Origin of the sequence: Sutcliffiella horikoshii (genome assembly GCF_021991925.1) — a bacterium.
Taxonomy (GTDB): Bacteria; Bacillota; Bacilli; order Bacillales; family Bacillaceae_I; genus Sutcliffiella_A; species Sutcliffiella_A horikoshii_F.
Map to the genome: position 1 here is coordinate 119,939 of NZ_RXZI01000004.1, position 17,389 is coordinate 137,327.

A 17,389-nucleotide genomic window follows, 5' to 3' on the forward strand; every position below is an offset into this window, starting at 1 on the left:
AAAACCAGGACATATGTCCCGGTTTTTTTATTATTAAAATATAATATTTATGCCACTTCATTTCCTTTAGACGATTCCAGTATTTCAAACCACTGCTGCCTTGAAAGTTTAAGTCCCAATGCGTCAACCGCTGATTTTACTCGATTAAGTTTCCCCGACCCGACTATCGGTATGATCTTAGCAGGGTGAGAAAGCAACCAAGCATATAATACTTGATCGATGGAGGTAGCCCCTGTTTCTTCTTTTATTTTCTCCAAAACATTCCGGACGCGTACCATTTTCTTGTCCCCACTCGTGAAAATACTTCCTCCACCAAGTGGAGACCATGCCATCGGAGTGATACGATCGGTTTGGCATTGCTCTAACGTTCCATTCTCAAAATGCTCCAAATGCGTTGCGGAAATCTCGATTTGATTGGTCACCAATGGATCTTCCAAATAGGAGTTTAGCAAGTTATATTGGGACGGTAGGAAATTCGATACACCAAAGCGCTTGACCTTCCCCTCCCCTTTCAATCGGGTAAATGCTTCTGCCACTCCACTTGGGTCCATCATGGGATCTGGTCTATGTATTAACAAACAATCGATATAATCTGTTTGGAAGTTTCTTAAAGATTGTTCTACAGACTGAATGATATGTTCCTTGCTTGTATCATAATGTTTAATTTTGTGTTCAGGTCTATTGCTAGAAATCAATTTTATCCCACATTTTGTTACCAGTTCTATCTGCTCTCTTAGCGAAGGCTTCAGTGCCAATGCTTGGCCAAACTGTTCCTCCACCGTGTAATTCCCGTATATATCAGCATGATCAAAAGATGTAATTCCCATATACAAACAGCTTTCAATAAAATTCAAAGTCTCTTCCTTGCTGTATCCCCAATCATTCAACCTCCACATACCATGAACGATTCTCGACAAAGATACATCTTCCGCTAACTGAACCCGCTCCATACTATCACTCCTATTCATAAATTATTTAAAAATTATACCCCTTCCACTCCCCATATGCCAAAAATACGCCTTTCTTCTAGCTTATTCCACTAAAAGATATACAACTCATAAACTTTTCTTTAAAATAGTTAATAACTATTACAGGTTTAGAAGAAAGGAATACCTATTATGACATCGGCACAAACACTGATAGGGAATAGATTGATAGATTCACAGTATGAGGTAGCAGAAAACATACTTAGAGAAATCCAGAAAACATATCCAGAAGTCCCTCAATACAGAATGGAAGAGACAGAAGAAAAAATCAAAGAAATCTTCCAGACCCTCATTCAGTTTCTGGGAGAATACGTACTGGACTCAGAGAAATCCATATTAGAGCATGCCAAAAATTGGGGGGGATCCATAGGTTTCTTGTCTGTAAAAGCTGGAGGGTCATTAGAAGAAACGCTTTCTAACATGACATTGTATAAGAGGTGCTTATGGGCCTTTATCCAGAAGGAAGGGACAAATGAAGGATACCAGATGAAACAAATCACGGAGATCTTCATCCTTATAGATGAGTTGTTCAATATTATCGTCTACGGATTCAGTCAGGCCTTTTCCATTGCAACCGAACAGAAGATGTTGGATACAAGAGCCTCCCTGATCAGACTGTCCATCCCCATTGTCCCACTACACCAAGGAATGGCCGTACTCCCCCTTGTCGGGGAAATGGACGATGTACGTGCAAGCATCCTGATCGAGGAGACATTGGAAAAAAGCAAAAACCTCTCCATCTCCAAACTGATCATTGATTTTTCCGGTATATACAAATTGGATAGAACGGTCCTTCATACCATGGACCTCCTCCTCCGCTCCTTAAAATTGATCGGCATCACGCCTATCATAACAGGACTTCGGCCGGAACTAAGCCTGCAATTCATCAACTCAGGGCTTATCCTTCGGGACATTCCTATCAGTGGATCTATTGAACAGGTATTACAACAGCAATAATAAAAAATTCCTGCCGGGGTCAGACCCCGGCAGGAATTTTTCACTTCATGTCGAACCCTCAAAAAATCCTACTACCCATTCTAAAAATCTTGCACATGAAATGTCTTGCCATTTGATTATGTTTCATTTATGATTATACTATCGCTCATGAATAACACTATATATTGTGTTCTAAACAAAACACAACAACTACATACAGTATTTAAATTGATAATGCGGTAAAGGTGTCTTTTAATAGACTTAATAGGGAATCTGGTGAAATTCCGGAACTGTCCCCGCAACTGTAAGTGCAGACGATCTTGAAAAACCACTGTATAAATGGGCTTAACGGCTCTTATATGGGAAGGATCAAGATAGGAAGAAGCACGAGTCAGGAGACCTGCCTTTAGCGATTAGTTTCTCTTTCTTCGGGAGTTGAGAAGATGAAACGATCACTAGAACCATATGGAGAGAGCAGGTATATCTGGAAACCCCAATATTCCGCTGGCACTGTTTTTGGATAACCCCCTTCCTCCATTCTCCCTTTCTATGATCGTTTGATCCACTCAGCTGCCTGAGTGGATTTTTTTATTCCCGTAATTTCCTCCCCTCATGCCCCATTTGGGGAACGAATACAGCCTTAATTAAAAACGAAACGGAGTGAAGAAAGATGACCATACATACAGAAACACCACCCAAAGAGAATCTGCAATCGTTACAAGCCTTTCAAGTATTGCTTGAATCAACCCTAAGGGAATTCCCTCATCTTGAAGCGGACTTATTTTTACAAAAAGCGGAGAAGCTTTCCGAGAAGCTGTTACCCCTAAACCAAGTACAAGAACTTTATAATCAACTAATTTTAGAAGCGCTCAGTCATTTGACGGAAGAAGAGCCAGATTGGACCTATATAGCATCCAGGCTGCTTGCTCATCAACTTCAACAGAATGTCTGCCATAACCGGAAGACGACGATCTCTTATACAAATCTGTACCAATTAATTGAAGCGTTAACCGATAAAGGAATCTATCATTCTCAACTTTTAGAGTCTTACACAGAAAAGGAAATCCAAGAATTAGAGGCTTTCTTACAACCTGAAAGAGACCATCTTTTCACTTATATTGGCTTGAAGACTCTTTCCGATCGATATTTAACACGTGACCACAATAAACAGCTTTGGGAGCTTCCACAAGAGCGGTTCATGATAATCGCCATGACACTTATGAGAAAGGAACAGAAAAATAGGCTTCAGTATGTAAAAGAGGCTTATTGGGCTATGAGCAATTTATATATGACTGTAGCCACCCCCACCTTTGCAAATGCAGGTAAAACCTACGGCCAGCTTTCTAGTTGTTTCATTGATACTGTCGATGATAGTTTACAAGGAATATATGACAGCAATACAGATATTGCCAACCTCTCCAAATCCGGCGGAGGAATCGGTGTATACCTCGGTAAAATCCGAAGCCGTGGCAGTGATATCCGTGGTTTTAAAGGAGTATCCAGTGGCGTCATTCCATGGATGAAACAATTGAACAATACAGCAGTCAGCGTGGACCAACTTGGCCAAAGGAAAGGGGCAATTTCGGTCTATCTCGATGTTTGGCATAAAGACATCTTTTCCTTTCTCGACAGCAAGCTGAACAACGGGGACGAGCGGATGCGTACACATGACCTTTTCAATGGTGTCTGTATTCCCGATATTTTTATGGAGCAAGTAGAGAAAAGGGGGGATTGGTATTTATTTGACCCCCATGAAGTAAGAAAGACGATGGGATACTCCTTGGAAGATTATTTTGATGAGGTAAAAGGCACCGGTACCTTCCGGTTAAAATATGAGGAATGCGTGAACCACCCTGATCTTGCAAAAGAAAAAGTGGCAGCCATCGACATCATGAAAGCGATCATGAGAGGGCAGCTTGAAACGGGAAGTCCATTCATGTTTTACCGTGATGAGGTAAACCGCATGAATCCCAATCATCATAAAGGGGTGATTTATTGTACAAACCTGTGTACAGAAATAACCCAGAACCAAAGTGCCACGGTAACCCATACTCAAGCCGTGAAGGACGGAAGCATCATCACTGTCAAAACACCAGGGGATTTCGTTGTTTGCAATCTATCGTCCATAAACCTTGCACGTGCGGTGAAAAAGGATGTGCTAGAGCGTCTTATTCCCATTCAAGTCCGCATGCTTGATAATGTGATTGATTTAAATGATATTCCTGTCCTTCAGGCAAAAATAACCAATGAAAAGTACAGGGCTGTGGGGCTTGGCACCTTTGGCTGGCATCACCTGCTGGCATTGGAAGGCATCAAATGGGAATCTGAAAAAGCGGTAAAGTATGCGGATGAACTTTACGAAAAAATCGCCTTTTACACGATTCAAGCAAGTGCGCTTCTTGCCAAAGAAAAAGGTGCTTACCCTGCTTTTGAAGGATCGGACTGGCAAACGGGGAAATATTTTTCAAAAAGAAATTATGATTCCAAAGCGGGATTGGACTGGGCTGTGCTTAAAAAGAAAGTGGCAACTACTGGTATCCGTAATGGCTATCTGATGGCAGTTGCCCCAAATGCGACCACTTCAATCATTGCCGGAAGCACAGCGAGTATCGATCCGATTTTCCTGAAGGTTTATTCAGAAGAGAAAAAAGACTATAAAATACCGGTAACGGCACCTGACTTAAATTCAGAAACTACCTGGTTTTATAAGTCAGCCTATCATATCGATCAGCATTGGAGCATCAACCAGAATGCAGCAAGGCAAAAGCATATTGACCAGGCCATCTCCTTTAACCTGTATGTCACCAACACCATAAAAGCCAAGGCCTTATTAGATCTTCATTTGGAAGCATGGAAGCAGGGTCTTAAAACCACCTACTACGTACGGTCGACATCTAAGGAAATAGAAGAATGCGATTCTTGCGCAAGTTAATAGGGAGGAAGTCAAATGAGTAATTATCTTCATAAACGTTCCATCATGGACACACATGCACCTAATAGATCTACCAGAATCATCAACGGCGAAAGCTCCAATATACTGAATTGGGATGACGTAGCGTTTTCATGGGCATATCCCAAGTACAAGAAAATGCTTGCCAATTTCTGGTCTCCTTTTGAAATAAATATGTCCCAGGATATTAAACAATTCCCTACGCTGACAGCAAAAGAACAGGATGCGTTCCTGAAGATCATCGGCCTGCTTGCTCTCTTGGACAGTATTCAGACTGACTATGCAGGCAAAGTCGCTGATTATTTAACCGACTCCAGCCTGAACGCATTGATGATTATGCTTGCGCAACAGGAGGTCGTGCATAACCACTCCTACTCCTATGTCCTATCAAGTCTTGTATCCCGTACAAAACAGGAGGAGGTTTTCGAATACTGGCGTACCGAACCGACCTTGAGGAAGCGGAATGATTTCATTACAGATGGTTATAAAGCCTTTGCAGAGGACCCAACCGTCGAAAATTTGTTACGATCGATTGTGTATGATGTGATATTGGAAGGTCTTTTCTTTTATTCGGGCTTCGCTTTCTTTTATCACCTTGCCAGAAACCAAAAAATGGTCGCATCTAGTACGATGATCAATTACATCAATAGGGATGAGCAGATTCATGTCGACTTGTTTGTAAAAATATTTCAAGAAGTTCTATTGGAATATCCTGAGTATGATACAGAAGCACTTGCTCAATTTGTAGAGGAGACCTTTAAGCAGGCCGCAGAATTGGAGATTGATTGGGCGAGACAAATAATCGGAAACCATTTTACAGGTATCGAACTTGAGGATGTGGAAGCTTATATTAGATTCTACGCCAATGTCCGGTCCAATCAGCTTGGTTTCAACCGCCCATTTGAAGGCTACCGAACTAACCCATTAAAATGGATCAAAGCATATGAGGAAGTGGACCTTGGTAAGTCGGATTTCTTTGAACAAAAATCAAGGCAATACACAAAAGTGAATGTCGTGGATAATGGATTTGACGATTTATAAGATGCTTTCCCGCCGTGGACCAATGCAGTCCACGGCCCTCTTTACCAGATAGGATATACAAAAAAAGAAAAGGCGAGATAGAAAGCCCCCATAAGCATATAGCCCATATAGCTTTGTTTCTCCAACAGTAGCCGTTCCATTCCCCTAATAAGAAAAGCACCTGCAAATAACCAAAACATCCACCCCAAATGTGTAGGGCTATCAAGGTACGCTCCCATCCCCCCCAGAATGAGCCCACCTATAACAAGCAGCAGTTGAAGGAAAACAATAGGTTTCTTTCTTGTTTTTATATCTTTGAACACAGAATACTCCCCCTTTGTCCTCCTTCCATAATAACAGAATGTTTTGTGAAAATGAAAATCCAACTATAAATGAGTTATGGAATTGGTGATTTAAGCAAAGGGCTGTTTCACCAGAACCATTAAAATAATCCCAGATATTGCAGACTCAACACCACAACACCCAATATCCACACATAGACAGCAAATGTGCGCAGGGAATGCTTTTTCAAGTAATTGATCATCCATTTTACCGCAATGTACCCAAAGAAGCAGGAAGCAAGAATTCCAATCATCAATGAAGTCAGTGATATATCCTCCCTACCCACCTGTGCGACCTCGACAGTCTGGAGAAACACCGCTCCTGCAATTGCTGGTGTGGATAGCAGAAAAGAAAAATAAGCTGCCGTTTCCCTATCCAACTTTCGGAAGAGGCCTGCTACAATGGTCAGCCCTGAGCGCGATATAGCAGGGAAAATGGCTGCAGCTTGGAAGGAACCAATGAACAAGGCATCCTTCCACGTTATATCCTCCATTTTTTTTGCACCTTTCTTGATGGAATCCGCAAACCACAGAAAGGCTCCCGTTATCAAAAACTCCCAACCGATTGTAACGCCTGTTTTAGAAATATCCTCAAAATAATCTTTAAAAGCAAGCCCTATTATGACAGCTGGAATGGTCCCGATCACCAGTAAAAAGGACAGCTTGTGAAATGGGTTACGGATGATCTTAATAAATTCCTCACGGTAAAAATATAGAACGGCAATCAATGTCCCAAAATGTAGCATCGTATCAAGCAGCAGTCCCGCTTCCTGCAGGCCAAATAAATTCCGTCCCAAATACAAATGCCCCGTACTTGAAATTGGAAGAAATTCCGTAAGTCCTTGAATAATACCTAAAATGAACGCCTCAATTTTGGACATGCTCTTCCTCCTCCTATATCGAACGTTTCCTATCAAAAACAAAATAAGTGATGGCCCCTAAAATGATTAAAATCATCAAAGGGATAATGAGTGGCTGTGCAGCGTGTTTGATATCACGCCAGTTTTCTCCCAATTGGAAACCTATATAGAGAAACAGGATCGTCCAAGGTATTACCGCAGCCACCGTGTAAAGAAGAAAGGGCAAGAACTTCATCTTTGCAATGCCTGCCGGTATCGATATGGCATGCCGTACCACCGGAATGAACCGGGCTGTGAAGACCACAATCGGTCCATAGTTCTCAAACCACTTTTCCGAAATATCCAAGTGCTTCGGCTGAATTAATATGTACTTTCCATACTTTTCAAGAAAAGGCCTTCCTCCAATGCTCCCGGCCCAATACAAAAATAGTTGCGCAAGGGTACCTCCTGCCACGCCGGCAACAAGTGCTCCTGTAAAACCAATCTTGCCGATTGAAATCAAATAGCCCCCATACCCCAATACAATTTCGCTCGGAATAACTTCCACCATCAACCCTAACGCAATTCCCCAGACTCCCATCGCCTGGAAAAATTCAAACATCGATAAAAAAAAGTGCTCCATATCCTCGCCTCATTTGTAAGAGAGTTGTCCCTAACAATGTATGAAGGCAAGTCCATGAAAAGCACTAAAAAAAGTATGTAGTTATTTTTCATCCGGGATGTGTGCTTTCTCCCACTTTGGTTAACGTCAATCAGGGAATGTTCATGAATGGAATAGAAACACCTTAGTTATACTAGTGGCGAAAGGCTATTCAATGGTGGGGGAGTTTCCTATGTATATTGCATTAACAGCAACGATAATATTGTCCATCTTTCTACTGCTTTCACTCCGTTTTATAAAAAGTAAATTCGAGGTCCTCGAACTGACTTTCTTGTTTCTATTTACATCCTACATCTGTCAAAATACATTCTATAAACTATTTTCCCCATATGACCGGATTAGCATTGCTGATAGCGGATGGGCGAAACTCACAGTAAAATTACATTTTGGTATTACCCTCCCCGTCCTATTGATCATTGTATTGTATATGTTAAAGAGCACCCGTTTCAGCATTTATGTAGCAAGTGGTATTGGATGGATCCTGTTTGTAATTGCAAGTGAGAAAGCTTTATTTTTATCGGAAATATTAGAAACACAAAATGAAAAGTGGTTCCCACTCATTGATATAGCAGCAGCTACCTTCATATTTCTACTAACGCATTTTATTATGAAAAACATTCGTATACTTTTGATAAAAGAAAAGGTCATCACATGAATAGTCAAATTAAATCTATCTTCACTCCCATATCCCCAAAAAATTTTGATGAAAACGAAGTATTCACTATTCTAATTTCCTTATTGGTAATTGGAGTCCTTTGGTATTTACATACACACTACCGAACACTAACCAACACGGAACTGGCCAGTGTGTATCTATTCAATCTCTTTTTAACCACCACCTTGGAAGCATTGTTAGCCGAACACCCATTAGATTTTTACGATACGATGGACTACGCCCATGCAGAGATTTTCGATGTTCTTTTACAAACCATTCCCTATCCAGCGACCATTGTAATTGCTATGCATTTTTATGCAAAATTCAGACCTTCGACAATCGGATATATAATTGGCTGGGCTCTCATTCTGACATCCCTGGAATGGATCTCGCTCCTTTTCAACCTTTTTCAATATAATGAGTGGACACTCTTATACTCGTGCATGTTTTATGCATGTATAATGACTTTAAATACACTCTTTTTTAACAAAGTCAGAAAGCACCTTCAGGAGAAAAGAAGCTAGACCTATAAAATTTAAATTATCAGAAAAGGATTTCTTAAAAATATGTCGAATAATACTATTTGGAGGTGCTGATATATGAAGAAACTCATTCTTCTATCCCTATTCCTCCTTTTTCTAACAGCCTGTGGTATGCCAACGCACATTCCAGATCGCTTTTCGTACATTGAAGTTGTCGATAAGAAAGAAGATGCATCTCTTTCTGAAGTGGAGGATATTGATACCATCTTGAAAGACAGTGAAGTGGTGGTCGGATTGGATGAGGCAACCGAGAATTACCCCAAATATAATATTGAACAAACTCCTGCTTATATAGTGTTTGAATATACAGGGTATCTTACCGACGACATGATTTTATTCACCTATGACAAGGAAGAGGCTGTATCGTTATTGAAGGAAAAGATTCAAGACGAGAAAGAAAGAGCGGAATAAGGCAAAGCCGAGACGAGGGTATAAAGACAGAAGTCCCCAGTTCGGCTTTACTAATTTTCATATATGTAAACGCTTACTATTAGGCATAAAGTGTTTTTTTTCACATATCATTAAATTATTTATTGGAGGGCAAAAATGGGGAAATTATGTCTTCAAACTTCTTGCGTCGGTTATGATCTGATTCTGATTACATTGGGATGCTTATTTGTTTTATATATCGGTTATCGATTCCTTGGCCATGAAGACTGAATCCTCATGATTTCACTTCTTTTGCTCCATACTAACAAAGAGGTGATGAAAATGAGAAAAATCTTCTTTTTTCTACTGCTTACCTGGGGAATACTGGCCATCCCTGTATCGGCACAACCCCTTCAAATAGAAGTATTTGATGTAACACAGAGTAAGGTGACAAAGTCCATTCCGTTGGACGAAAAAAACAGATCGGAGGCCCTTAAGCTTGTAAAAAGTATAAACGCCCTCTATCCGAAGCTGAACCCCACACCAAAAACGGGCTTTATGGTCAAGGTGCCTTTTGAACCAACAGAAAACATCGACACGGATGTGTTAAAGCAATCCGTCAAGCAAGTAATCTTTATTTTTCCTGAAGGAGAAAAACCGTATTTGCTTATCTTCAATGAAAAAGAACAACCAATGTTCTACTATTTCAGTGAAGATAGCACAGGGTTTCTCAAGATGCTGGAAATGAATAACTAAAAGGCTATTTTCGTAAGCTTTGTTTCTTTTACGTATTTTTAAACCGACCTATATATTCAATACTATCGTGCTCTTTTCCCTGCAATACTGAATATGCTACATGCATGTCTAGAGTAAGTAAGCAGTAATAATTCCAATTGCCGACTTTTTACTTTAAATAGCAACAATCTTTGAGAAAAGAGCCAACTAAAAAAAGGAATAGTGGGTACACTATCATCAACTTGAACCTTTCCAGGAGGGGTTTTATTTGAAGAACGTACTCATTATTCTTTTTATTGGTATTCTTTCAGCCGCAACCATTGGGTGCGGTTCTGCCATTGAAAATGTTCCGGGTAAAGCTGAAGAACCACCACCTTTGCTGCCATCTACAGGGGATTATACTTTTCAACGTTACATTGAAGAAAAAGAGCACACAGAATACAGGGTGCTTTATAGCAAGGTCCCAGACAGCAAAATCGTTGAAGTAAAAACGGTTGTGGATCTAGGTTCCGAAGAGACTCCAACAGATACTTCGGAAACAATCAATTTTTATGAAGAGAAAAAAGATGGAATCTATGGATATATCGTTTTATCGGAGGACTTCCCGACAGAATGGGATGCAGATGATATTAAGAAATTCCCAAAAACGAAAATCATTGCCTATCCATTGGAAGAAAGTAAAGAATGGACCGAAACAATAGAGGATTTCGACTTGGACATCACTTATCATATCAGATCAATAAATGCTGAAATAAAAACACCCGCAAAGACGTTCCAGGATTGTATCATTATTGATTTCGAAGAAAAGGATCAGGATGGCACTACACTCCGTAAAGGAAGTTCCGTTTTCGCCCCACAAGTAGGATGGATCCGGCATGAAATTAAAGAAGAAGTATTAAAAGATGTTCATAAGTTAATAAAGATTAATGAAAGATAATGAAAAATCACCTTTTCATTCAGACTGTTGACAAACCTAATAAACTTTAGATTAGCATATACACGTTGATCTTCGTTCCAGGCGCTTCGCTTATCCGTGAGGCGGTCCGGAAGCCTCCTCGGGCTATGCCGAGGCCACTGAAAAACCCGAAAACTTATCTTTATTACGTTTTCTAGCTGTTGATTGCAGAAATAGGCGAAGACTCCTGCGGGGGGATAGCGACATTCTTGAGACCCCGCAGGGCGTAGCCCGAGGAGGCTCAAGGTCGCCCCGCGGAAAGCGAAGCCTAGTGCGGAAATCAACAGCGGTATGGAACAGATTACTAAAATTATGATCTTTTTCAGTGGCCTGGGCTATGCCCTGCGGGGTCTTCCCTGTCCCTAACTCCCGCGGGAGTCTGCGCGCCTTCCACAACGATCAACTTAATAAACAGCTTTGTATTTTTCTCTGTCTACACACTGCCATGAAAGATAATGCAAAATTATCTTTCATTTTTTTGGATCTATATTTATACTTCGATGGAACCTTTTATCCATTCTTACCGTCTTACTAGTAGATCCTTCGTTTTACGAAGATTTTACATAACTGTAATGAAGAGAAAACCATAATTGTAGTATAATTACACACATATCATACCCTAATCATGGGTATATAGATACCGAACGCACTTATTATGTTATACTTCTATAATTAAGGAGGAGATGTAGCATTGAGTTTGAGTAAAATTATTTTCGTCATTAGTATAATGGCTAGCTTTCTTATGCTTGTTGCATCTGTCATAGCATTTGTCATTCATGACATCGGTTATTTTTGGACAATGTTCATTTTAATGGTTGTCAGCATTCTCCAGAATATATCCGTGTATAAACATATCTCCACAACTGATGAACCTGTTAAAGGCTAGACCGCTTCTAGTTAATGAATCTCGAGCGGTCTTATTGCTAATAAGAAACCTTCTCCGTACACTTACCCTGAGGTATTTACTTCCTTTCTAGTTTCCAAATTTACATATGAGAAAAAGCCAGCATTAAGCTAGCTCTTCATCTCTGTTCGTATGTAATTTCCGTCCTTATCATAAAAGTGGAATTTCTTCACAATATTTTTATCGGACTCCAGAACTTCTGGGCGAGAAATATAAATGAGGAACTGATTAGCAACCACATCGCTCGAAAACTGATAGATCACTTCATCTTTCCTTTTCACTTCAAGCACTACTTTTTGAACCTCATCCCCTTGTGGTACCAGGCCATGAAGATATGTTTGCTCTATATGATGAACTTCTACCCTCTTCTCTTCGTAACAAAAGCTCTTTTCTTCATTCATTGTATAGTAGTTTGGTTCTTCTACTCCTGTAACGATAAACCCTTCCTCATTCTGTTGAAAACCGCCAAGTACCGTTTTTAACACTGCATTCTTTTCAGAATATATCAGGAATGATTGATTGTTTTCGTCTACAAACATCAACTCCATCCCCCCCAGTTCTCTCGCAGCGCCCGCAATTGCCCCCTTTAAATTAAGGTAAACGTAAATTGGTTCTTTATTAATTTTTATGGCATTCTCCATTTTAGTTATGTGAGTGAAATATTTTTGTGGCGGAATTGCCAGTTTCACTCTTTCACCTTGGTTGACAATGTCTGTTTCAATCGTCTTTACGGACATTTGCAGGTTTTCCCCTACGAAAAGAACTTGAATTCCATCTCTTGTATTCAACACCTCCGAATAGTAGGAGCGGTCAAGTAGAAACTTTTCAAGTTTTAGCTTGCCATAAACACCTTTTATAAAAATGGCCACTCCCAATTTACTTTGATTATATTCAAATGTTGCTACCACTTTGTTTGAATCCTCTATTTGAAATGCTTCTAATAACAATGGTTCCTTCTGTTTGGGACCCAGATGTTCGTGGATGAATCTTGTGATTTCTCTTTCTGTATATTTCAAGGTGTAACTTGTATATTCATAGATAGAATATCCTCCAAGTACTAGTAGACTGGATATTGAGATGATGATAAATAACCTTTTCAATGTAGTTACCCCCCATTCCTTTTCTACTGCTTAGAAAATAAAAATTATAGTTCCATAGACCCACCTTTAATATTAAGACAAATAATCTAAGGAAGCTATTGGGAAAGTAAAGTAGCATTAACCCTTTTAATTCAACATTTCAGTTGAACACTTTCCTAGCGCAAGGAGCCACTCTATTATATGGTTTTCCCTACTTAAAAATATACAATTTCCGAACTTCACGCTACATCATAATATTTTTATTCGTGTTTTTGATATAACCCCCTTTTCAAATCTCCCTTTTTCCTATATAATCACTTCATAATCCAAACAACTCTATATAACAACTCGTATAATAGTAGGAATATGGCCTACAAGTCTCTACCAAGCTACCGTAAATGGCTTGACTACGGGTGATACTTTAATTTTCTCTTTCTTAGGCTTGGCCTGAGTAAGTTTTCGCATTCCCGGAAGTTAGAGATGGTCACTTGTAGTATTCGTGCCATTTCGACTTTCGGGATTTTTTATTTTAGAAGGAGGACATTTTTATGAAACTATTACAACAAACCATTCTTGATAAAGGGACCGTCTTACCAAATGGAGTTTTAAAAGTTAATACATTTTTAAATCACCAGGTGGATACTGGATTGATGATCGAAATAGGCAAAGAGTTTGCAGATCGCTTTGCAGACGCAAACATCAATAAAGTGGTGACGATTGAATCATCCGGTATTGCCCCAAGCTTCTTTGCAGCCCACACTTTAGGTGTTCCACTTATTTTTGCAAGAAAGAAAAAATCTCTAACATTGAAGGACAATGTGTATACAAGTGAAGTGTTTTCTTTTACTAAACAAGAAACAAGTGATATTACAGTGGCAAAGGAATTTTTAGAGGAAAATGATAGAGTACTGATCATTGATGATTTCTTGGCAAATGGCCAAGCTGCACAAGGTTTGATTGATGTAGTGAAGCAAGCCGGGGCAACCGTGGCCGGTATTGGGATTGTCATTGAAAAATCCTTCCAGCCAGGGAGGCAACTATTAGAAGATAAAGGGTATCGTGTGGAGTCGCTTGCAAGAATCCAATCTCTTCAAAGCGAAAATATAACTTTTGTGGAAGAAGCTACTACTGTTACAAACTAAGAAAAATGGAGGTCATCTTATGAAAGCAACAACTGTACAATATCCATGGTATAAAAAAGAAGATACAGATGCATTCTTTGCACTCTTTCAAAATAATTTAGCAAACTTTGTCATCATTGCTGTCACCATGCTTGGCATGGGTTTTCCGGCATCCATTGTATTCGGAAAAGTGATCCCTGGTGCGGCGGTAGCCGTAATGGTCGGTAACCTTTACTATGCATTCATGGCGAAGCGATTGGCACAGAAAGAAGGACGGACAGATGTTACTGCCCTCTCATATGGAATTAGCACTCCTGTTATGTTCGTTTTCTTGTTTGGGGTATTGGCACCTGCCAACGCATTGACTGGTGACCCAGAGCTTGCATGGAAGATCGCAGTTGCTGCTGCATTTTTGAGTGGATTAATAGAAACCTTGGTCAGCTTCACAGGAAACTGGGTTCGAAACCATCTTCCTCGTGCAGCCATGCTCGGGGCACTTGCAGGGGTAGCTCTTACATTTATTGCTGGGGAGATGTTATTCAATACTTTCTCCATCCCTGTTGTTGGCCTAGTTGCACTTGTTATTATCATTGTTGGGGTTGTCGGAAAAATGTCCATGCCTTTCAAAATCCCAGCTTCCTTATTTGCAGTCATCATTGGTACTGTTCTTGCTTTCGCATTGGGCTATCAATCTCCATCGCAGATATCTGATGGACTTGCCAACATCGGTTTCTACCCAATTTTACCTACTTTAGCTGCTTTTGAAGGGATGACCTATCTATTTGGGGCACTTATCGGACTGCTGGCAATCATTTTACCGATCACACTTTATAATGCGATTGAAACAATGAACAATGTGGATGCCATGTCTGCAGCAGGTGATTCCTATGACGTACGTGAATGCCAAGCAGTGGATGGGGTCGGAACGATGCTTGGTGCCGTTTTTGGCGGCCTCTTCCCTACTACTGTTTATATTGCGACAGTCGGCTCCAAATGGATGGGTGCCGGCAGAGGATATAGCATCTTAAACGCCATCGTTTTTGGCATTGCGGCCATGACAGGCGTGATAGCAGCACTTGCTGCCATCATTCCTCTTGCTGCCGTAGCGCCAATTTTGGTATTTGTCGGGATCTCCATGGTAGCAACTGCATTCCAGTCCAATGACAAAAAGTACTTCCCGGCGGTTGCGATTGCGATGCTACCATACTTTGCAAACTACGTAATGACACGCTTTAACAATAGCGCAGGCGAAGTGGTCGCTGGCATCTCTGAGGGGATTGTCCCTCTTGGTCAAGGTGCCATGTTTACCGCCATTGTTCTTGGTGCTATCACTGTTTATATTATCGACCAGGACTACCGCAGGGCATCTTACTTCGCATTAATTGGCGCACTCCTATCCTTCGTCGGATTTATGCATGCACCAAAGCTTGCCGTAAATGCAGCCCCTGACTTTGCTATAGGCTATGTGCTTGTTGCTGTATTCTTGGTTTATTGTTCGTACCAGCAAGCATCAACTGCCGTCAAACAGACGAAACAGAAGGTTGCTGTGAAACGGCAGGTTGCTTCATAAGATGAATGGTTCAAGTCGAGAGTTTTGCTCTCGGCTTTTTTTTTGAGTCTTTCGTATATGTTCTTCCCCCTTTCTATCACATAATAATTTCCTCTTCCATGCAAAAGTATTTCAAAATATTCCTGCTAACAAGGCACTAGCCCACGAGTTTTGGACGAATGCACATACAATACAAAGTAGGCAGAGATAGGAGGAGAAGGAATGTATTTACAAAATCATATGACCGGAGTATCTCACCTTGGACACCGTTCCATCGGACCAGGATATGGAGGTAGGCCAGGATATGGAGGTCTTGGCTTTGGTGGCTTTGGATTTCCACTATTAGGAGGACTTGCTGGGGGGCTGTTAGGCAGTGCCATTTTCAATAACTTTGGATACGGCGGCGGTTTTGGTGGTGGACCAGGTTTCGGTGGATATCCTGGTATTGGATATGGAGGGCCAGGTTTCGGTGGTAGACCAGGTTTTGGCGGTGGACCGGGATTCGGCGGCTATCCTGGTATTGGATATGGAGGATCAGGATTCGGCGGTGCACCAGGCTTTGGCGGCGGACAGGGATTCGGCGGCACACCAGGGTTCACCGGCTTCCAAGGTAATTTTCAATAAATTAATCAAGGACCCTTATAAAGAAACTTTATGAGGGTTTTCTTACTCTTTTAACGACAGGAATGATTGGAATGGAAAAGGATAAGGAAACAAAAGAATTGGAGCAACGCCTTCAAGAAAATATAGCTTTTGCTGTATGGTTTCAAGTAATAGGTCAAGTCTTGGAGGCTATAAACCTGAGTAAGTTGTATAATTTAACGAATGATTCATTATCCGATGTTGAGAAAGGTATTCTTACGGGGGTATGGGTACAGACGATCGGAGACATTGTAGGGGCTATTGGGACGACTGCTGAGGTGCTTTCAGATGATCCCCAAATGGAATTAAAAGCCCAGATTGTTGCCACACAGGGGCTCTGGATCCAAACTTTTGGTACAGGGATAGAGGCTTCCAGTGCTACAGAAGCCATCAAGCGAGAACTACAAACCATTCCACCCCCACCTTTTATATTCATACCAGGCTCCTAAACCATAATGTATCATTTATCCAAAAACAAGAAAAACTACTGATACCTTTAATAATGAGAGCAGGAAGATATCATGTCCATTATGCAACAATACATTGAAATTTATGATAAAAATCAGTCATCTGTCCAATCGCATGTTAACTTTTGGCTAGAACATGTTGTTTTTTCTTGGCGATGGTGGTTAATGATTGGTATTTTCATCCTCTTATGGGCCTTGTTCTGGAAGCTTAAAAAGCCGGGAGAACTTCCGAGAATATCCATTTTCGGGCTGCTTTGGATTATTGTTGCCTCTAACCTTGATGGATTGGGTTATGAATTCGGTCTATGGGGATATACATACAATCTTAGCCCCTACTTGCCAAAATCCTATGTGTTTGATTACTGCTTGATTCCCGTTACATTCATGCTTATATACCAATATTTCCCTAAAGGAAAGAAGTTCTTCTGGGCCAATATAGTGCTTGCAATCGGCGCCTCTTTGATTGCAGAACCTGTAGCCGAGAAACTCGGGCTATATACCCCTTTTCATTGGAACATATTGATCTCAATCCCACTATATATCATAATTTCTTACATACTGAAATTCTTCACAGAAAAGATTTGTAAACCTATTAACTAAATAAAGGATGCCCAAAC

At 40.7% G+C, this 17,389-nt stretch carries 19 protein-coding genes and 2 riboswitches; of the genes, 14 read left to right on the forward strand and 5 right to left on the reverse strand.

Going from position 1 to position 17,389, the window contains the following annotated elements; all coding sequences use genetic code 11:
* Positions 1–47: 47 nt before the first annotated feature.
* On the reverse strand, positions 48–950 hold the full coding sequence (locus tag EKQ44_RS12820; RefSeq protein WP_237663951.1) for an aldo/keto reductase: 903 nt from the start codon (positions 948–950) through the stop codon (positions 48–50).
* A gap of 168 nt (positions 951–1,118) precedes the next feature.
* Here EKQ44_RS12820 and EKQ44_RS12825 point away from each other — a divergent pair, with 168 nt between their 5' ends.
* The 3 genes from EKQ44_RS12825 (at position 1,119) to EKQ44_RS12835 (ending at position 5,913) form a co-directional block, all read left to right on the forward strand.
* Positions 1,119–1,943, forward strand: coding sequence for an STAS domain-containing protein (locus tag EKQ44_RS12825; protein ID WP_237663952.1), 825 nt, complete (start codon positions 1,119–1,121; stop codon positions 1,941–1,943).
* A 205-nt stretch (positions 1,944–2,148) separates the two neighbouring features.
* Positions 2,149–2,344: riboswitch (cobalamin riboswitch) on the forward strand.
* Positions 2,345–2,592: 248 nt separating this feature from the next.
* Positions 2,593–4,854, forward strand: a complete 2,262-nt coding sequence (locus EKQ44_RS12830; protein WP_237663953.1) for a ribonucleoside-diphosphate reductase subunit alpha — start codon at positions 2,593–2,595, stop codon at positions 4,852–4,854.
* Positions 4,855–4,869: 15 nt separating this feature from the next.
* On the forward strand, positions 4,870–5,913 hold the full coding sequence (locus tag EKQ44_RS12835; RefSeq protein WP_237663954.1) for a ribonucleotide-diphosphate reductase subunit beta: 1,044 nt from the start codon (positions 4,870–4,872) through the stop codon (positions 5,911–5,913).
* 41 nt (positions 5,914–5,954) lie between these two features.
* On the opposite strand, the gene EKQ44_RS12840 is transcribed toward EKQ44_RS12835, so the two are convergent.
* The 3 genes from EKQ44_RS12840 to uptA all read right to left on the reverse strand — a co-directional run bounded on the left by EKQ44_RS12840 (position 5,955) and on the right by uptA (position 7,715).
* Positions 5,955–6,215: a hypothetical protein gene (locus EKQ44_RS12840; protein WP_237663955.1), complete on the reverse strand. Its 261-nt coding sequence runs from the start codon at positions 6,213–6,215 to the stop codon at positions 5,955–5,957.
* Between the two features lie 119 nt (positions 6,216–6,334).
* Positions 6,335–7,114: an undecaprenyl-diphosphate phosphatase gene (locus EKQ44_RS12845; RefSeq protein ID WP_237663956.1), complete on the reverse strand. Its 780-nt coding sequence runs from the start codon at positions 7,112–7,114 to the stop codon at positions 6,335–6,337.
* Between the two features lie 13 nt (positions 7,115–7,127).
* Positions 7,128–7,715 carry an undecaprenyl phosphate transporter UptA gene (uptA, locus tag EKQ44_RS12850; RefSeq protein ID WP_237663957.1) on the reverse strand — a complete coding sequence of 196 codons (588 nt, stop codon included), beginning with the start codon at positions 7,713–7,715 and terminating at the stop codon, positions 7,128–7,130.
* Positions 7,716–7,926: 211 nt separating this feature from the next.
* Here uptA and EKQ44_RS12855 point away from each other — a divergent pair, with 211 nt between their 5' ends.
* From EKQ44_RS12855 to EKQ44_RS12880, 6 genes are all read left to right on the forward strand, one after another.
* Positions 7,927–8,409 carry a hypothetical protein gene (locus EKQ44_RS12855; RefSeq protein ID WP_237663958.1) on the forward strand — a complete coding sequence of 161 codons (483 nt, stop codon included), beginning with the start codon at positions 7,927–7,929 and terminating at the stop codon, positions 8,407–8,409.
* On the forward strand, positions 8,406–8,933 hold the full coding sequence (locus tag EKQ44_RS12860; RefSeq protein WP_237663959.1) for a CBO0543 family protein: 528 nt from the start codon (positions 8,406–8,408) through the stop codon (positions 8,931–8,933). Before EKQ44_RS12855 ends, EKQ44_RS12860 begins: the two co-directional genes overlap by 4 nt.
* A gap of 75 nt (positions 8,934–9,008) precedes the next feature.
* Positions 9,009–9,362, forward strand: a complete 354-nt coding sequence (locus EKQ44_RS12865) for a hypothetical protein (RefSeq protein ID WP_237663960.1) — start codon at positions 9,009–9,011, stop codon at positions 9,360–9,362.
* 300 nt (positions 9,363–9,662) lie between these two features.
* The gene (locus EKQ44_RS12870; RefSeq protein ID WP_237663961.1) at positions 9,663–10,076 is read left to right on the forward strand and encodes a hypothetical protein; all 414 of its coding nucleotides are present in this window, start codon (positions 9,663–9,665) and stop codon (positions 10,074–10,076) included.
* A 247-nt stretch (positions 10,077–10,323) separates the two neighbouring features.
* Complete coding sequence (locus tag EKQ44_RS12875) at positions 10,324–10,992, forward strand: hypothetical protein (protein WP_237663962.1); 669 nt, start codon at positions 10,324–10,326, stop codon at positions 10,990–10,992.
* 709 nt (positions 10,993–11,701) lie between these two features.
* Positions 11,702–11,896: a hypothetical protein gene (locus EKQ44_RS12880; RefSeq protein WP_237663963.1), complete on the forward strand. Its 195-nt coding sequence runs from the start codon at positions 11,702–11,704 to the stop codon at positions 11,894–11,896.
* A 128-nt stretch (positions 11,897–12,024) separates the two neighbouring features.
* On the opposite strand, the gene EKQ44_RS12885 is transcribed toward EKQ44_RS12880, so the two are convergent.
* Positions 12,025–13,014: a hypothetical protein gene (locus EKQ44_RS12885; protein WP_237663964.1), complete on the reverse strand. Its 990-nt coding sequence runs from the start codon at positions 13,012–13,014 to the stop codon at positions 12,025–12,027.
* A gap of 307 nt (positions 13,015–13,321) precedes the next feature.
* A riboswitch (purine riboswitch) is annotated at positions 13,322–13,423 on the forward strand.
* Positions 13,424–13,541: 118 nt separating this feature from the next.
* Here EKQ44_RS12885 and EKQ44_RS12890 point away from each other — a divergent pair.
* The 5 genes from EKQ44_RS12890 to EKQ44_RS12910 all read left to right on the forward strand — a co-directional run bounded on the left by EKQ44_RS12890 (position 13,542) and on the right by EKQ44_RS12910 (position 17,372).
* The gene (locus tag EKQ44_RS12890) at positions 13,542–14,135 is read left to right on the forward strand and encodes a xanthine phosphoribosyltransferase (protein ID WP_237663965.1); all 594 of its coding nucleotides are present in this window, start codon (positions 13,542–13,544) and stop codon (positions 14,133–14,135) included.
* A 19-nt stretch (positions 14,136–14,154) separates the two neighbouring features.
* Positions 14,155–15,684, forward strand: coding sequence for an NCS2 family permease (locus EKQ44_RS12895; RefSeq protein WP_237663966.1), 1,530 nt, complete (start codon positions 14,155–14,157; stop codon positions 15,682–15,684).
* Positions 15,685–15,885: 201 nt separating this feature from the next.
* Positions 15,886–16,287, forward strand: a complete 402-nt coding sequence (locus EKQ44_RS12900) for a hypothetical protein (protein ID WP_237663967.1) — start codon at positions 15,886–15,888, stop codon at positions 16,285–16,287.
* Between the two features lie 71 nt (positions 16,288–16,358).
* Complete coding sequence (locus EKQ44_RS12905) at positions 16,359–16,754, forward strand: hypothetical protein (RefSeq protein ID WP_237663968.1); 396 nt, start codon at positions 16,359–16,361, stop codon at positions 16,752–16,754.
* A 72-nt stretch (positions 16,755–16,826) separates the two neighbouring features.
* Positions 16,827–17,372, forward strand: a complete 546-nt coding sequence (locus tag EKQ44_RS12910) for a CBO0543 family protein (RefSeq protein WP_237663969.1) — start codon at positions 16,827–16,829, stop codon at positions 17,370–17,372.
* Positions 17,373–17,389: the final 17 nt, after the last annotated feature.

What these genes read in the sequence shown, in the direction of transcription:
- uptA (WP_237663957.1), bottom strand. Translation starts at nt 7,715, where the DNA reads ATGGAGCACTTTTTTTTATCGATGTTTGAATTTTTCCAGGCGATGGGA.
- EKQ44_RS12895 (WP_237663966.1), top strand. Translation starts at nt 14,155, where the DNA reads ATGAAAGCAACAACTGTACAATATCCATGGTATAAAAAAGAAGATACA.
- EKQ44_RS12910 (WP_237663969.1), top strand. Translation starts at nt 16,827, where the DNA reads ATGTCCATTATGCAACAATACATTGAAATTTATGATAAAAATCAGTCA.
- EKQ44_RS12820 (WP_237663951.1), bottom strand. Translation starts at nt 950, where the DNA reads ATGGAGCGGGTTCAGTTAGCGGAAGATGTATCTTTGTCGAGAATCGTT.
- EKQ44_RS12825 (WP_237663952.1), top strand. Translation starts at nt 1,119, where the DNA reads ATGACATCGGCACAAACACTGATAGGGAATAGATTGATAGATTCACAG.
- EKQ44_RS12890 (WP_237663965.1), top strand. Translation starts at nt 13,542, where the DNA reads ATGAAACTATTACAACAAACCATTCTTGATAAAGGGACCGTCTTACCA.
- EKQ44_RS12870 (WP_237663961.1), top strand. Translation starts at nt 9,663, where the DNA reads ATGAGAAAAATCTTCTTTTTTCTACTGCTTACCTGGGGAATACTGGCC.
- EKQ44_RS12845 (WP_237663956.1), bottom strand. Translation starts at nt 7,114, where the DNA reads ATGTCCAAAATTGAGGCGTTCATTTTAGGTATTATTCAAGGACTTACG.
- EKQ44_RS12905 (WP_237663968.1), top strand. Translation starts at nt 16,359, where the DNA reads ATGGAAAAGGATAAGGAAACAAAAGAATTGGAGCAACGCCTTCAAGAA.
- EKQ44_RS12830 (WP_237663953.1), top strand. Translation starts at nt 2,593, where the DNA reads ATGACCATACATACAGAAACACCACCCAAAGAGAATCTGCAATCGTTA.
- EKQ44_RS12900 (WP_237663967.1), top strand. Translation starts at nt 15,886, where the DNA reads ATGTATTTACAAAATCATATGACCGGAGTATCTCACCTTGGACACCGT.
- EKQ44_RS12855 (WP_237663958.1), top strand. Translation starts at nt 7,927, where the DNA reads ATGTATATTGCATTAACAGCAACGATAATATTGTCCATCTTTCTACTG.
- EKQ44_RS12865 (WP_237663960.1), top strand. Translation starts at nt 9,009, where the DNA reads ATGAAGAAACTCATTCTTCTATCCCTATTCCTCCTTTTTCTAACAGCC.
- EKQ44_RS12835 (WP_237663954.1), top strand. Translation starts at nt 4,870, where the DNA reads ATGAGTAATTATCTTCATAAACGTTCCATCATGGACACACATGCACCT.
- EKQ44_RS12860 (WP_237663959.1), top strand. Translation starts at nt 8,406, where the DNA reads ATGAATAGTCAAATTAAATCTATCTTCACTCCCATATCCCCAAAAAAT.